Here is a 13,781-nt window from a genome sequence, read left to right on the forward strand (position 1 = left end):
TTTGCAATGATCGTCAGTGCTTCAGCACTGACGGGCATCCCACCCCCGAAGGGGGCAAGGCCACTCAGGTTAAGTGATCGTGTTGTGCCAGAAACAACACAGCCCAAAGCAACACGAGAGGCATCCTCTCAGCTACTTCTTCCCGATTGGTTGCATTGCTCCACGAGCAGTGCAGCAACAAGTCATGCCTGATGACCATAGCGAGTCGGTCCCACCCCTTCCCATCCCGAACAGGACCGTGAAACGACTCCACGCCGATGATAGTGCGGATTACCCGTGTGAAAGTAGGTAATCGTCAGGCTCCCCAGCAGCAAACAGAAACCCCACCCCGCAAAGGTGGGGTTTCTGCGTTTACCCCGCCGCCATACGCGGAAAAAAACCGCCGTGTAACCCGCCTTCACTCCCGCCCCATCCGCCGCGCATCCGCGTAACCCGTCAGTTCCAGATACGCCCGTCCAACGTCCACACCTTCGCGGCTCACCCGCACTGCGCCTTCCCAGTACACCGCGCCCGTCGATTGCCGCGAATCGAGCTCTTGATCGTCGGCCGGACCGGACTGATGCCAAGGCAGACGGGTTCGGTTGGCAGGATGAATGTGAATGGCATCAGCAAGCGCGGTGCGGGGGGACCCTTTTCGGTTATGCAACTGAATTCTGCCTGGGTGAGTTTGCTCCATTTGGGATGACGGTGCGGGTTGTCCACGGCCGGACGGCGGTCGCCTGTTACGACCATGACGCTGGCCGGCGGTGGGCAACCCGCAAACGAGCAAGGTCTGATTTTGCGCGGCATCTATGCGTTCATAAATCATCGGCAAGCGATAACCGATCCCCCTGTGAAGACGATGTGGGTCATAGCAGCTCTCAATGAGCGAAGAGAGCGCGCGCCGCGCCTGTCCATGGGCATCCCTGATCAGAGTGATGGATCACCGCGCTGAGATGACGCTGGGAGAGTGCCATGTTCGGCGCGCGCAGCTTGGCCGCGGCTTTTGCCAATATTTCGCGTTCGGCCTCGAGCTGGCGAGCCTTGCGACGCAACCGCGTCAGCTCTTCATGCTCGGCCGTGGTCAGCGCGTCGTGACGCGTCCGGCACGTGGCAGCCAGTTGCAAATCGTCCGTGCGGTCGGCTCGAACCCTTCTCCAACTCCTCAGGCGCCCGCCCGGCCTTTACCGGAACCATCTCGGCCCGGAATTCCGCCGGGTAAGGGGTGCGATGCTTCGCCGTGGGCGGCGCACCCTGCTCAAAAGGATAGCTGTCCACGAAATCGGGTCTAGTCCAGTTCGGGCTGGGTCGGAACTTCCATGGGTTCGACGTTAGAGCAGGGCTTAAACATAGGCGTAAGACCACCTCAAAGTTTATGCGCTACCTCATGTCCGGTTTTCACCGGAGCCGGCCCGTCGGCCTGCGCTTCTCCGACTTCCGCGAGCAGCGCCTCATCGCGTGCGATGACTTTCGGCAGATGGGTGCGCAGGAACTCAACCCAGGTCCGCGTCTTCGCGTCGATGAACTTACGCGACGGATACAGCGCGTAAACATGCATCTTCTGCGCGGTATAGTCCGGCAACACGCGCACTAGTGTGCCATCACGCAATCCGGAAATGGCGGCGTACAGCGGCACCATGCCAATGCCCATCCCTTCGCGAATCGCGACAATCAGCGATTCAGCGATGTTCACGTGCACCGGCCCATTCACCTCCATCATTTCGCTGCCATTCGGCCCATCGAGCACCCAGTCGTGCGGCGGAAACGCCGGCGTGTGCAGGATCAGACATTCGTGGTGCGCCAGATCGGCGGGCTGCTGCGGCGCGCCGTGTGCGCGCACATACGCCGGCGATGCGCACATGATGCTAAAAGTCGTCCCCAACGGAAGCGACACGAGGTCCGAATCGGGCAAGGTGGATGCGCCGATCACCGCGACATCGGCGCTACCTTCAAAAAGATCCGGCATGCGCTGCGACAATGTCAGCTCGACCGTGACTTCCGGATACAGTGCGCGATAACGCGAAATAGCCGGCAAAACGTAGTGCTGGCCGATGCTGGCAAAGCTGTGCATCCGCAAAGCGCCGCTTGGCCGCTCATGCGCACAACTGGCTTCTTCTTCCGCCGTGTCGACATCTGCCAGTATCTGCTGACATCGTTTCAGATAACGCTCGCCTGCTGTGGTGAGCGCAAGTCGTCGCGTCGAGCGGTTGAGCAGCCGCGTGCGCAAATGAGCTTCGAGTTCCGAAACCGCGCGGGACATCGCGCCGGTCGTTGAATTGAGCGACTGAGCGGCGGCGGTAAAGCTACCGGCTTCGACCACGCGCACGAACACTCGCATATTTTGTAACGTATCCATCGATCCTTCCATTTCACGGCTTAAGCCGTATTGTCCGCCTGTCCCGGATGCGCATTGTTGTTCGTTCTGGAACGGACGTTCCGCAGCCGTCCTCTTAATGCACACATAGCATGCTCCTACAATCGGCGGCTTGCGTGCCGGTGTCCGCAGTATTCCCGCCGGTGCTTCCTTAAGCGACCAACCGGGGCGCCCAGATTCCAGATGAAACGCCAACATGCGATCGAACCGACGGCGGATTCCCGCCGGCAGTGGGGCCGCATGTTGCAGATGCTAAGCCCGGCCGTCCGCGACTGGGCGGCCGGCGAGAGTCTCATCTGGCTGCATCTGCTGAAAACCGTTACGGCGGGCTTGCTGGCGCTGGGCATTGCGATGTTGCTGGATCTGCCGCAGCCGCGCATTGCGATGACCACCGTGTTCGTGCTGATGCAGCCGTTCAGCGGCATGGTGCTGGCCAAGAGTTTCTACCGGATTCTCGGGACGGTGGCGGGCACGGTCGCCGCGCTGGTGCTCGGCGCGCTGTTCGTCCAGCAGCCCGAGTTGTATATGCTCGGCATGATCGGCTGGGTGAGCGCCTGCATTGCGGCAGCGGTCCGGTATCGGCATTTCAGATGGTACGGCTTTGTGCTCGCGGGTTATACCGCTGCGCTGATTGGCATCCCGAACGTCACAGTGCCTCACGACCTGTTCCTGGCAGCGCTTACGCGCGCGGCGGAAGTGGCGGTTGGCATCGTGACTTCGAGCGCGGTGAGCGCGCTGATCGTGCCGCAGCGGTCGAGCCTCGCGCTGCGGCGCGCGCTACAAATTCGGTACGGAAATTTTACTGCGTTCGCTGCCGACGTGTTGGCTCGCGGCATCAAGCGGGGCCAGTTCGAGCGGCGCTTCGCGAATCTCGTCGACGAGATCGTCGGGTTCGAGGCGACACGTACTTTTGCCGCCTTCGAAGACCCGGCCATGCGTTCGCGCAGTCAGCATCTCGGTCGTCTGAACGGCGAGTTCATGGATGCCTGTGCGCGGCTGCATGCGCTGCATCAACTGCTCAAGCGGCTACATGCGAACGGCTCGGCGCCGATCGTCGCGGCGATCAAACCGTATTTCGACGAACTGGCCGCGCTCATGGCCCCGCAGTTCGAGTCTGCGGTGGATGCATCGCGCACGGCCGCCCGTTTGCGACATTTCCAGGCGAGCCTGCCGAGGCGTGTGCGTGAAACGAGACGGCCGCTGGAAGCCGCGCCCGCCGAATCGCTGGCGGACTTCGATACGGCGGCGGAGTTGCTGTACCGGTTCGTCGACGAATGGATCCGCTACTCGCAGACCTACGCATCCGTGACGCAGCGAAAGCGTGACGACAGCCATCCGCGAACGAAAAGCCGCTATGTGAGCAAAACCAACACCTTTGTCGTTGCGCTGACGTTTATCCGCTCGGCGGTGGTGATGGCGATCGCGGGCTGGTTCTGGTTCATGACCGACTGGCCGAGCGGCGGCCTTGCGGTGATCGGCGCGGCGCTGGCGTGCGCGCTGACATCGACTGCGCCGAACCCGTCGAAGATGGCCGTGCAGATGGCCGTCGGCGCGGTGCTGGCCACCGTGACCGGCTACGCGTTCACGTGCTACGTGTATCCGAACATCGACGGCTTTCCGCTACTGTGCGCGACGCTGGCGCCGGTGCTCGCGCTCGGCGCATTCATCGCCACGCGCAAGCTGGCGGCGGGATATGGGATCGGTTTCTCAGTGTTCTTCTGCCTGCTCGCCGGACCCGACAACGTCGTCACTTACGCGCCGGATCTGCTGATCAACAACGGCATCGCGTTGAGCGCGTCGATGCTGTTGGCGGCGCTCGTTTTCACGGTGGTTTTCCCGGCCGACATGCCCTGGCTCATCGGGAAAATCATGGGCGATTTACGCGCGCAAGTCGTATTCGCGTGCAAGGACGCACTGCCGGGTCTCAATCAACGCTTTCAGTCGAGCACGCACGACCTGACTTCACAGTTGCGCATGCTATTGACGCGACGCTCCCGCCGCCGCCGCGATGCGTTGCGCTGGACACTCGCGACGCTCGAAGTCGGCCACGCCGTGATCGATCTGCGCAACGAAATGGCGCGCGCCGACTACGTGCAGACTCTTCATCCTCGCTGGACCAGCACCGTAGAGCATGCGCGCGACGACCTCGCGCGGCTGTTCGAGCGGCCCGACGCGCGTGGTCTGGAGCGAGCGCTGCTGTCCGTGCGCGCGGCCACTTGGCTTGCGCAGGACGTGCTGCAAATGGTTCATGCCGATCGCGACCAGCGTCACGACCTGCAGCGCATCCTGAGTTGCCTGCACTTCATCCGCACGGCGTTGCTCGACAAGGACGCGCCGTTCAACCCGCATTGACCGATGCACGCGGCGACGGACTCTGTGCGGCGATCCTTCTGCAAGATGGAAGGATCACTTCCGGACCGCCCCATTTATCCGCGGGACAGGCAGCCATATAGTTTCATCACTGCCCCGCAGTTTCCCCAACGGGTTTCCCGCGAGGCAGCACCGTAAGTCCTGGAGAACGAAATGAATGTGTTGAAGATTGCCCTGATTGCCTGCTCTTTGTCCGCTGTCGTCGCTCACGCGCAAACGGCGCCGGCCGCCCCGGAACAACAGGTTGCCCAAGCGAATGCGCAGCGCGCGAAGAATGCCGAAACGCAAAGCCGCAGCACCACACCGGCAATCAAAGCTGACGAGTGCGTCGGGCCTGTGAGCTTCTGCAACCTCTACTTTGGCAGCTAGGCCGCGCCACTCGTTATATCTGACGTATGTGCAAGACCTGTCGCGAACGTTCGACGCGCGACGAATCACCTGACCGCGACCGCGTCCCATCGTGACGCCGCGGCGGGTGCGACAATCCGGCTACCGAGCGAAGCACACCGCAGACGTGCGCACTGGTAGTCTGGACGGGTGACTATGGAGAGACCCAGTTTCATGTACCAAGACCGGATTCGCTGCGCTGAATTGCGCGCAAAAATCACTTCAGCCGCCGAGGCGGCGCTTCTGATTCAGGACGGTATGTGTGTCGGCGCGAGCGGCTTCACGCGCGCTGGCGATGCCAAAGCAGTTCCCGTTGCGCTTGCCGAGCGCGCCCGCCAGGAAGGCAAGCCGCTGCGCATTACGTTGATGACCGGTGCGTCGCTGGGTCACGACGTGGACCGCACGCTCACCGAGGCGCACGTGCTGGCGCGCCGCTTGCCGTTCCAGGTGGACAAGACGCTGCGCGACGCGATCAATCGCGGCGAAGTCATGTTCGTCGATCAGCATCTGTCTGAAACGGTCGAGATGCTGCGCGCGAACCAGCTCGGCAAACTCGATATCGCCATTATCGAAGCCACCGCGATCACCGAGACCGGCGGCATCGTGCCGACCACCTCGGTGGGCAACTCGGCGAGCTTCGCGATTCTCGCCGACAAGGTGATCGTCGAGATCAATCTTGCGCAACCGCTCGCGCTCGAGGGACTGCACGACATCTGGATTCCGGGCCGCAGGCCGAACCGCGAGCCGCTGCCGATCGTCCGTCCACAAGACCGGGTCGGCACGCCGGCTATCGAGATTCCGCGCGAGAAAATCGCGGCGATCGTCATCACCAATATGGCCGACAGTTCGTCCACCGTGTTGCCGGCGGATGCCGAGACCGAATTGATCGCGGGTCATCTGATCGAGTTTTTCCAGCACGAAGTATCGCGCGGGCGCATGCCCAAACGCTTGCCGCCGTTGCAGGCCGGCATCGGCACGATTGCCAATGCCGTGCTGGCCGGTTTCGTCGATTCGCCATTCGACGCCTTCGAAATTTACTCAGAGGTACTGCAGGATTCGACCTTCGATCTGATGGATGCCGGCAAGGTGACGTTCGCCTCCGGCGCGTCGATCACGTTGTCGGCCGCGCGACAGGCGCAGGTGTTCAGCGAACTCGAACGCTATCGCGATCGACTCGTTCTGCGGCCGCAAGAAGTCAGCAACCATCCTGAAGTGATCCGTCGTCTCGGATTAATCGCGTTGAATACCGCGCTCGAATTCGACATCTATGGCAACGTGAATTCGACACACGTGGGCGGCACGCACATGATGAACGGCATCGGCGGTTCGGGCGACTTTGCGCGCAACGCGTCGTGCGCGATCTTCGCGACCAAGTCGATGGCGAAGGGCGGCCGCATTTCCAGCATCGTGCCGATGGTGCCGCATTGCGATCACAACGAACACGACGTGGACGTGGTCGTGACGGAGCAGGGACTCGCCGACTTGCGCGGTCTCGCGCCGCGGGAACGCGCAACGTTGATCATCGACAATTGCGTGCATCCGCTCTATCGCGATCTGTTGCGCGACTACTATAGGGAAGCATTGAAGGGAGGCGGGCAAACGCCGCATCAGTTGGATCAGGCTTTCGCCTGGCATACGCGGCTGCGGGACACCGGCTCGATGTTGCCGGCGGTGGAGACAAGGCTTTAAACACAAGTTGTCGGATCAAACCGGTGTCAGGTGGCATTCGCCCCTGACGCCGAAAGACATCAGGGCTACGCTCAGGTGCCTCGTCGAATGAGGCGGATAAGAAACAATAGAATGACCGCGCCGATCACCGCCGTGATGATCGAGCCGATCCAGCCGCCGCCCAGCGAAATGTGCAGCACGCCGGCGAGCCAGCCGCCGATGAACGCGCCGACAATCCCGACGATGATGTCGACGATCAGGCCGAAGCCGCCGCCCTTGACGAGCACGCCTGCCAGCCAGCCAGCGATCGCGCCGATGATGAGCCATGCAATGATGCCGTGTTCCATAATCGAGACTCCCTAGTTGAGTGTGAAAAATTCACGGTGACAGAGCTTAGTCGATGGTTATGGGACAGTCCATATTCAGGACGCGGAATTAACATTGTCTAAATCTATTGCAGATCAAGTGTAGACGATGCGCGCGCAGATAGGGAACTTACACGTCACGCTTACTCCGGCGTCGGCTCCGCCTCTCTGGCCGTCCAACTGACGCTGGAAACGCTCTTTTCCATGCTGATGCGGCTGGCCATCTGTTCGAGCTTCGACTGATCCTTGGGATGCATCTTCAACGTTGCCGTAACGCGAATGCGTCCTGGGTCGTTTTCAACGTCCTCGCTCGTCAGGCTTTGAAACGACAGCGGCGTCGAATACATGGAGTTGGAGACGGCGGTACGAATGTGGATCTCGTCGGCTTCCCGGCAGACGATCGTCAACACATATTCGCGGACCAGGTCGGCGTTCGATACCGGCGTCGCGTTGATCGTACGGCTGACTTCGCGCAGCACGGTATTGGTCAACAGCACGACGAGGGTGCCGGCGAGCGCCGGCCCGTAATGACCCGCGCCGCACAAAACGCCCACCGCGGCCGAGCACCACAAGGTTGCCGCAGTGTTGATTCCCTGGATGGAACCCTTATCGCGCATGATCACGCCGCCGCCGAGAAAGCCGACGCCGGAGACCACATAGGCGGCGATCTGGGTGATGCCGGCCGTGCCGTTGCCGGTCAGTACGCCGAGCGTGACGAACAGGCACGCGCCGCTCGCGACCAGCGTGATGGTGCGCAGGCCGGCATTGCGCTGACGTATCTGCCGTTCGAGGCCGATCGCGACGCCGCAGGCGAAGGCGGCGAGAAGCCGCCAGACGAATTCGATGGTCATCGGTAAGCAAGGTTGAGGCGCAAAACTGCACAGTGTGAACCGTACACGTGACAGCAGCACGTCCGTCTCGATGGGACGCGGGCGCGTTCAGGCGCGGCGCAGCGCGAACGAACGGTTCACGGCGCCGACAGTCGAGCAAGGTCGGCACGGCATGGAGCCGTGCGGCACTTCACTGCAACTTACTGGCAATTTCGCTGGTAAAAAGTGGGTATCAACGACGTGCACCGCCGGCCCGAAGGCAAGACGGCGACAGACAAAGACTGGCGCGGAAATCTTGCCGATCAGGCGATCGGGCGAATCGAAGCTCGACGGGTACTACTGCTACTGTCCAAGATCGTGATCCCGGGTAAATGAACTGGGCGGATTTTAGGCATCTCTGCAAAGGTAAGTCAAGTCGCGACGGAGCGAGGCGGCGAATGAATTGCATGCCATCTTTGGGGAAGTTTCCGTATGCATGGGAGAGCTATTCCTACATAAATACGGACTCCGAATATTGACGGTAGCCGTCCCGGAAAACACACTGTCTGAATCATCCGGAACACGTCGCGCGGCCTTGGCGCTTAAATGCGCGGTCTTATTTGTCGGGGTTTTCGCTCTTGCAGCGTTACGCCGTGATCCGCACGACGTCGTTATTTCCGCCGCTCATCCGAATCGAGGAATCTATGAAAGTTAAAGCTCTTGGCGTCATCGCCGGCGCGCTGATCGCTGCCGCTCCGCTCGTGTCGTCAGCCGCAGCTCTGCCGGCGCCGTTCGAAGGCAGCAGCACGCTGCAGGCAGACGGTGTCGTGAAGTCGGTCGATCAGGCTAACCATTCAGTCACTGTGCTCGACGCGCAAGGCGGTGAAGCGTCATTCACCATTACCGACACGCGCAATCTCGCGCAGATCAGGCAAGGCGGCAAGGTTCACATCCGCATGATGCGCAATGCCGTGATCAGCGTCACGCAGAGCGCGAACGGTCAATCGGCAGCGGCTCAGATTGCCCAGTTGGACACGGTGCAGAGCGTGCACGCCCGGGTCGAGTCCATCGACCACGTTTCCGGCATCATGGCGCTCAAAGACCCGAATGGGTCCCTGTTTCATATCCAGGGCCGCGATCCCGCCAAGATCACCGGCGTGACACCGGGCATGCAAGTGGTGGTGGCGTTCGCACCGCAAGTGAGCGTGGCGGTGGCGCCCGCGCAGTAACGGGCGCCTTGATCGGACCTGTCGGGCCTTAATCGGGCTCGCCGGGTACGAGGCGCAAGCGCGTGATTTCGGAAGGTGCACCCAGGCGCTTCGGCGGTCCCCAGTAGCCTGTGCCGCGGCTCGTGTACACCCAGAGTCCATTCAGCCGCGCGAGGCCGGCGGTGAACGGCTGCTGAAGGCGCACGAAGAAATTCCATGGGAAGAACTGGCCGCCATGCGTGTGGCCGGATAGCTGCAGCGTGAAGCCGGCTGCTGCGGCGGCTTCGGCTGAGCGCGGCTGGTGGGCGAGCAGCACCTTGATCAGTACGTCGCCAGGTGCGCCGGCCAGCGCCGCGACTGGATCGCTGCGGTGCGCCGGGTCGTGATGGCCCGCTGAATAGTCGGTCACGCCGGCGATCACGGCACGTGCGCCGTCGTGATCCACGATCACATGCTCGTTCAGCAGGACGTTCAATCCCAAGCGCCGGAATTCGTCGATCCAGGCGTTGGCGCCGGCGTAATACTCGTGATTGCCAGTAACGAGAAAAGCGCCATGGCGTGCGCTCAACCGTGACAGCGGTTGCGTATGGTTGGTCAGTTGCGGCACGCTGCCGTCCACGACATCGCCGGTGACAGCGATCAGATCCGGCTTGAGGCGATTCACCGCGTCGACGATTGCATCGACATAGCGTCGTTTGATGGTCGGGCCGACGTGAATATCGCTGATCTGCACGATCGTGAAACCGTCGAGCGCGGCGGGCAAATCGTCGATGGGCACTTCGATCGTCACCACCTTGGCGCGGCGGCGAGCGTTGAACAGGCCGACGAGCGTGGAAAGCAGCGCGAGCAGCGGCACAGCCGCGGCGGAGCCTGTTCGCCAGTGTGGGATGGCAATGGTGTTCGGCCAGATTGCATCGACGGTAAGGAGCGAAGCGAGCACGAGATCGCGCGCGAATGTCAGGACCAGCAGCGACGAAAAGAAGCCCATCGCCAGCAGGCCGACCCATGCGAGCCGATCGCCGAGCGGTTGTTGTTTGATCGTGCGCGCCAGCATGCCGAGCGGAATCAGAAAGATCGACAGCACGAGCCACAACGCACACAGCCATCGGCCGGTCATATCGATCGGCATGTCCGGAATCAGACGCAAGCCCACGTAGATATGCAGGAGAATGCCAATCAGGATGAAGCGAACAAGAAACGATGAGCGGCGCATAGAGAGGATCAGGGCGGGAAGGGGCCGGCACACGGCGGAGCGGCGGCGGCTCGCCGACCGCGGCAATGCGTGGCGAACGAGCCGATCCATTCTACCGAGATGTGCAACCGCCTGCCGGGCGCGCCAAATTGACGCCGCTACGACGAACCGTGCAAGGCTAACAGGCACGCGCGCGGTATTGCATTGCAGCAACCGAAGCGGCTGAGGGTAGGCCGTTCAGGCTGCCGATTGGTTCGAATTAAATGGGCTTTGAATTGTGGTCGGGCGTGGACTATTCTCAAATAGAGCCGGCTTGTATCGCAGTCAGGGCAAAGGCCACAGCGAGGGCCCGCGCAGTCCGCTCGCGGTTCGTACTGTCGCCGGCAGAGGGCAAAGCAGGAGGCACATATGAAGCTGCTCAGATCAGGCAACCCGTTCCGCCACGCGCATCACGTCGGATATGAGGGCAGCCACGTCATGCTGCCACTCGTGGTCATTTCGTTAATGGCGATCGGCTTGTACTTCGGCGTGCGCAACATCGATTTTTCCGAGTTGGGCAAGAGCGCGCTGTTCTATGTCGTCATGCTTAGCGTCGCTCTCGGCATCGCGGGGCTGTTCGGCGTCGTGGGGGCCTGGGTGCGGTCCAACAGCGACGAAGCCGAAGAGGGCTTCTGCTTCATCGGCGCCTTGATCGGCGCCGTGGTCTTCTACGTGGCGATCTTGACTTGACCGCGCAGCGACGTGCCGGGCATCCTGCGTCAGACGATCCGCGCGGCCTCGTCGAAAGCGAAGCGCGGGCTGCGCGGGAACAGTTTCGACGGGTCGCCGTAGCCCAGATTGATCAGAAAGTTCGATTTCACGGTGGTGCCGGCAAAGAACGCTTCGTCGACCTTGGCGGCATCAAATCCTGACATTGGGCCCGTGTCCAGGCCAAGTGCGCGCGCGGCGAGAATCAGATAGCCGCCTTGCAGCGTCGAATTGCGAAATGCCGTGTCGGCGATCGCCTTCTCGTTACCGGCAAACCAGCTGCGTGCATCGGCGTGCGGAAACAGCTTCGGCAGATGCTCGTAAAACGCCATATCCATGCCGACGATCGCTGTGACCGGCGCTGCCTTCGTCTTCTCGAGATTGCCTGGTGACAAAGCCGGGCGCAGTTTTTCCTTGCCCTCCTGCGTTCTGACAAAGACGAAGCGGCCCGGACTCGAATTGGCCGATGTCGGGCCGAGCAGCACGAGTTCGATGAGTTGCTTGAGCACGGCGTCGTCGACCGGTTTTGGCTGCCAGCCGTTATGCGTGCGCGCTTCGCGGAAAAGCTGATTGAGCGCCTGGTCGGAAAGAATCATTGGATGGTTCCTTGAAGGTGACGTGAGCGAAATGAAAAGGACGGCGCCGGATCAGACCGCAAGCCACGCGTAGTAGCGTCGTTATCGTTGCCGCCATAATAGCCAAGGTTCTCATCCAGTCGCGCTTTGTGCGCGCGATTGTACTCAGGCATTCTCATGACGGATCTTTTTGCGGATTTTTCCGATGCTCTGCCGACGCCCGACGTCGACTGGTATCCCGATTGGCTGTCGTCTGAAGCGGCGGCACGGGCCTTGACGCACCTCATCGACGAAGTCGAATGGCGTCAGGACATGATGGGCACGCCTGCCGGGCGAGTGCCGTTGCCGCGGCTGACCGCGTGGCAGGGCGAGCCTGACGCCGTCTATGTCTACTCAGGTATTCGCAACGTGCCACAAGCCTGGACGCCGACCGTCGCCGAGTTGAAGTCCGCGGTGGAGTCGATTTGCGACGCGCATTTTAATAGCGTGCTGCTCAACCGCTACCGAAGCGGCACGGACAGCATGGGCTGGCATGCGGATCGCGAGCCTGAACTCGGCACGCATCCGGTGATTGCCTCGGTGAGCTTGGGGGTCGCTCGCACGTTCGATCTGCGGCACAACAAGACCGGCGTCATGCAGTCTTTTTCGCTGAAAGGCGGCAGCTTGCTGGTGATGAAGGGCGACACACAGGCCGGGTGGCGGCACCGGGTGCCCAAAGAGCCGCGAGTGGCGGGCGAGCGCATCAACCTGACGTTTCGATGGGTGACGCCGCGTGCGGGTGTTCGCTAATGTGTGGTGTGCATTGGGCGAGGGCGGTTGCGCCGCAGAGCTGACCAAGCCACCAGGCCACCAAGCCACGGAACACGTAAGCGCATAAAAAAAAGCGCGAATGCAGTAACGCCAGGCAACGCGCCCGAGCCACCCAGGCATCACGCCCCGCGACCACCCACAACCGCCAGACGCCCTATACCAAAATTGATATCGCCGACGCGAATCATATGATTGGACGGTTAACGCCCTACACACTACGCTACATCACGATCCACGCACCGTGAGGGCCGCAACGGCTGGGCGGATTCGATGGGTCGCCTACACAACAACGATCAGGAGACAGTCATGGCGAATACACGACGCGCCGCATGTCGTGCGTTGAGCGCGCTCGCACTTTGCGCGGGCTTCGGTGCGCTGACGCTGGCTATGCCGGGCGCTTACGCGCAGGACAAACAGATCACGCTGGGTTTTGCGCAGGTCGGCGCGGAAAGCGCATGGCGCACCGCCAACACCGAGTCGATCAAGTCCGCGGCGGCCGACGCGAAGATCAAGCTCAAATTCTCCGACGCCCAGCAGAAGCAGGAAAACCAGATCAAGGCGATCCGTTCCTACATCGCGCAAAAAGTCGACGTGATTGCGTTTTCGCCGGTCGTCGAGTCGGGCTGGGAACCAGTACTGCGCGAGGCTAAAGCCGCGAAAATTCCCGTGATTCTCACCGACCGGAACATCGATACGAAAGACCCCTCGCTTTATGTGACGATGATCGGATCGGACTTCCTGGAAGAAGGCCGGCGCGGTGGTCATTGGCTCGCGGATCACTACAAGAACGACCAAGGCCCGATCAACATCGCTGAACTTCAGGGCACGGTCGGATCGGCGCCCGCCAACGACCGGCACTCGGGTCTCCTCGAAGTGATCAAGAACGACCCCAAGTTCAAAATCATTGCGTCGCAAAGCGGCGACTTCACGCTCGCCGGCGGCAAGCAGGTCATGGAAGCGTTTATAAAGACATATGGAAATAAAATAAATGTAGTTTATGCGCATAACGACGATATGGCGCTCGGCGCCATCCAGGCGATGGAAGAGGCCGGCATGCATCCGGGCAAGGACATCACCGTCGTTTCGTTCGATGCGACCAAGGGCGGCTTCCAGGCCATGGCCGCGGGCAAGATGAATGTCGATGTGGAGTGCAGTCCGCTGCTAGGTCCGCAATTGATGTCGGCGGTCAAAGATGTAGTGGCCGGCAAGCAACTGCCTAAGCGCATCCTGACGGAAGAGACGGTCTTCCCGATGAGTGTCGCCGCGCAGACACTGCCGACGCGTAAGTACTGACGGC

At 61.4% G+C, this 13,781-nt stretch carries 13 protein-coding genes, 1 rRNA gene and 1 pseudogene; 8 read left to right on the top strand and 7 right to left on the bottom strand.

The features are described 5' to 3' along the window. Positions 1–187 precede the first annotated feature (187 nt). Positions 188–301: ribosomal RNA gene (rrf, locus tag B0G71_RS21640) — 5S ribosomal RNA — on the top strand. Positions 302–397: 96 nt separating this feature from the next. Here rrf and B0G71_RS42685 read toward each other — a convergent pair. The 3 genes and pseudogenes from B0G71_RS42685 to B0G71_RS21655 all read right to left on the bottom strand — a co-directional run. Then, positions 398–547, bottom strand: a pseudogene (locus tag B0G71_RS42685) (lipocalin family protein); the annotation flags it as partial. Between the two features lie 313 nt (positions 548–860). Continuing rightward, positions 861–1,106: a hypothetical protein gene (locus B0G71_RS21650; protein WP_116144010.1), complete on the bottom strand. Its 246-nt coding sequence runs from the start codon at positions 1,104–1,106 to the stop codon at positions 861–863. A 239-nt stretch (positions 1,107–1,345) separates the two neighbouring features. After that, entirely contained in the window at positions 1,346–2,335 is a 990-nt protein-coding gene (locus B0G71_RS21655) for a LysR family transcriptional regulator (RefSeq protein ID WP_116144012.1), read from the bottom strand. Positions 2,336–2,536: 201 nt separating this feature from the next. Here B0G71_RS21655 and B0G71_RS21660 point away from each other — a divergent pair, with 201 nt between their 5' ends. The 3 genes from B0G71_RS21660 (at position 2,537) to B0G71_RS21670 (ending at position 6,799) form a co-directional block, all read left to right on the top strand. Next, positions 2,537–4,705 carry an FUSC family protein gene (locus B0G71_RS21660; protein WP_116144014.1) on the top strand — a complete coding sequence of 723 codons (2,169 nt, stop codon included), beginning with the start codon at positions 2,537–2,539 and terminating at the stop codon, positions 4,703–4,705. A 171-nt stretch (positions 4,706–4,876) separates the two neighbouring features. Continuing rightward, positions 4,877–5,092, top strand: coding sequence for a hypothetical protein (locus B0G71_RS21665; protein ID WP_116144016.1), 216 nt, complete (start codon positions 4,877–4,879; stop codon positions 5,090–5,092). A gap of 192 nt (positions 5,093–5,284) precedes the next feature. Further along, positions 5,285–6,799 carry an acetyl-CoA hydrolase/transferase family protein gene (locus B0G71_RS21670; RefSeq protein WP_116144018.1) on the top strand — a complete coding sequence of 505 codons (1,515 nt, stop codon included), beginning with the start codon at positions 5,285–5,287 and terminating at the stop codon, positions 6,797–6,799. A 71-nt stretch (positions 6,800–6,870) separates the two neighbouring features. Here B0G71_RS21670 and B0G71_RS21675 read toward each other — a convergent pair whose 3' ends face one another. Together B0G71_RS21675 and B0G71_RS21680 are read right to left on the bottom strand one after the other, a co-directional pair. Continuing rightward, a complete protein-coding gene (locus B0G71_RS21675; protein WP_007176844.1) occupies positions 6,871–7,125 on the bottom strand; it encodes a GlsB/YeaQ/YmgE family stress response membrane protein in 255 nt (84 codons plus the stop codon). 161 nt (positions 7,126–7,286) lie between these two features. Continuing rightward, positions 7,287–7,994 carry an MgtC/SapB family protein gene (locus B0G71_RS21680; RefSeq protein ID WP_106311959.1) on the bottom strand — a complete coding sequence of 236 codons (708 nt, stop codon included), beginning with the start codon at positions 7,992–7,994 and terminating at the stop codon, positions 7,287–7,289. Between the two features lie 662 nt (positions 7,995–8,656). On the opposite strand from B0G71_RS21680, the gene B0G71_RS21685 reads away from it, so the two are divergent. After that, positions 8,657–9,181, top strand: coding sequence for a hypothetical protein (locus B0G71_RS21685; protein ID WP_116148762.1), 525 nt, complete (start codon positions 8,657–8,659; stop codon positions 9,179–9,181). 28 nt (positions 9,182–9,209) lie between these two features. Here B0G71_RS21685 and B0G71_RS21690 read toward each other — a convergent pair whose 3' ends face one another. Next, positions 9,210–10,373 carry a metallophosphoesterase gene (locus tag B0G71_RS21690; protein WP_106311902.1) on the bottom strand — a complete coding sequence of 388 codons (1,164 nt, stop codon included), beginning with the start codon at positions 10,371–10,373 and terminating at the stop codon, positions 9,210–9,212. A 387-nt stretch (positions 10,374–10,760) separates the two neighbouring features. Here B0G71_RS21690 and B0G71_RS21695 point away from each other — a divergent pair, with 387 nt between their 5' ends. Continuing rightward, positions 10,761–11,081 carry a hypothetical protein gene (locus tag B0G71_RS21695; RefSeq protein ID WP_116144020.1) on the top strand — a complete coding sequence of 107 codons (321 nt, stop codon included), beginning with the start codon at positions 10,761–10,763 and terminating at the stop codon, positions 11,079–11,081. Between the two features lie 29 nt (positions 11,082–11,110). Here B0G71_RS21695 and B0G71_RS21700 read toward each other — a convergent pair whose 3' ends face one another. Next, complete coding sequence (locus B0G71_RS21700; protein ID WP_116144022.1) at positions 11,111–11,695, bottom strand: malonic semialdehyde reductase; 585 nt, start codon at positions 11,693–11,695, stop codon at positions 11,111–11,113. A gap of 156 nt (positions 11,696–11,851) precedes the next feature. Between B0G71_RS21700 and B0G71_RS21705 the strand changes: the two genes are divergently transcribed. Beyond that, positions 11,852–12,463, top strand: a complete 612-nt coding sequence (locus tag B0G71_RS21705) for an alpha-ketoglutarate-dependent dioxygenase AlkB (protein WP_116144024.1) — start codon at positions 11,852–11,854, stop codon at positions 12,461–12,463. A 327-nt stretch (positions 12,464–12,790) separates the two neighbouring features. Beyond that, on the top strand, positions 12,791–13,777 hold the full coding sequence (locus B0G71_RS21710) for an ABC transporter substrate-binding protein (RefSeq protein ID WP_116144026.1): 987 nt from the start codon (positions 12,791–12,793) through the stop codon (positions 13,775–13,777). Positions 13,778–13,781: the final 4 nt, after the last annotated feature.

Source organism: Paraburkholderia sp. BL27I4N3 (assembly GCF_003386115.1).
Lineage (GTDB): Bacteria > Pseudomonadota > Gammaproteobacteria > Burkholderiales > Burkholderiaceae > Paraburkholderia.

Excerpts from the sequence above, each read along its gene's own strand:
- B0G71_RS21655 (WP_116144012.1), bottom strand. The coding sequence starts at position 2,335 with ATGGATACGTTACAAAATATGCGAGTGTTCGTGCGCGTGGTCGAAGCC.
- B0G71_RS21660 (WP_116144014.1), top strand. The coding sequence starts at position 2,537 with ATGAAACGCCAACATGCGATCGAACCGACGGCGGATTCCCGCCGGCAG.
- B0G71_RS21665 (WP_116144016.1), top strand. The coding sequence starts at position 4,877 with ATGAATGTGTTGAAGATTGCCCTGATTGCCTGCTCTTTGTCCGCTGTC.
- B0G71_RS21670 (WP_116144018.1), top strand. The coding sequence starts at position 5,285 with ATGTACCAAGACCGGATTCGCTGCGCTGAATTGCGCGCAAAAATCACT.
- B0G71_RS21675 (WP_007176844.1), bottom strand. The coding sequence starts at position 7,125 with ATGGAACACGGCATCATTGCATGGCTCATCATCGGCGCGATCGCTGGC.
- B0G71_RS21680 (WP_106311959.1), bottom strand. The coding sequence starts at position 7,994 with ATGACCATCGAATTCGTCTGGCGGCTTCTCGCCGCCTTCGCCTGCGGC.
- B0G71_RS21685 (WP_116148762.1), top strand. The coding sequence starts at position 8,657 with ATGAAAGTTAAAGCTCTTGGCGTCATCGCCGGCGCGCTGATCGCTGCC.
- B0G71_RS21690 (WP_106311902.1), bottom strand. The coding sequence starts at position 10,373 with ATGCGCCGCTCATCGTTTCTTGTTCGCTTCATCCTGATTGGCATTCTC.
- B0G71_RS21695 (WP_116144020.1), top strand. The coding sequence starts at position 10,761 with ATGAAGCTGCTCAGATCAGGCAACCCGTTCCGCCACGCGCATCACGTC.
- B0G71_RS21700 (WP_116144022.1), bottom strand. The coding sequence starts at position 11,695 with ATGATTCTTTCCGACCAGGCGCTCAATCAGCTTTTCCGCGAAGCGCGC.
- B0G71_RS21705 (WP_116144024.1), top strand. The coding sequence starts at position 11,852 with ATGACGGATCTTTTTGCGGATTTTTCCGATGCTCTGCCGACGCCCGAC.
- B0G71_RS21710 (WP_116144026.1), top strand. The coding sequence starts at position 12,791 with ATGGCGAATACACGACGCGCCGCATGTCGTGCGTTGAGCGCGCTCGCA.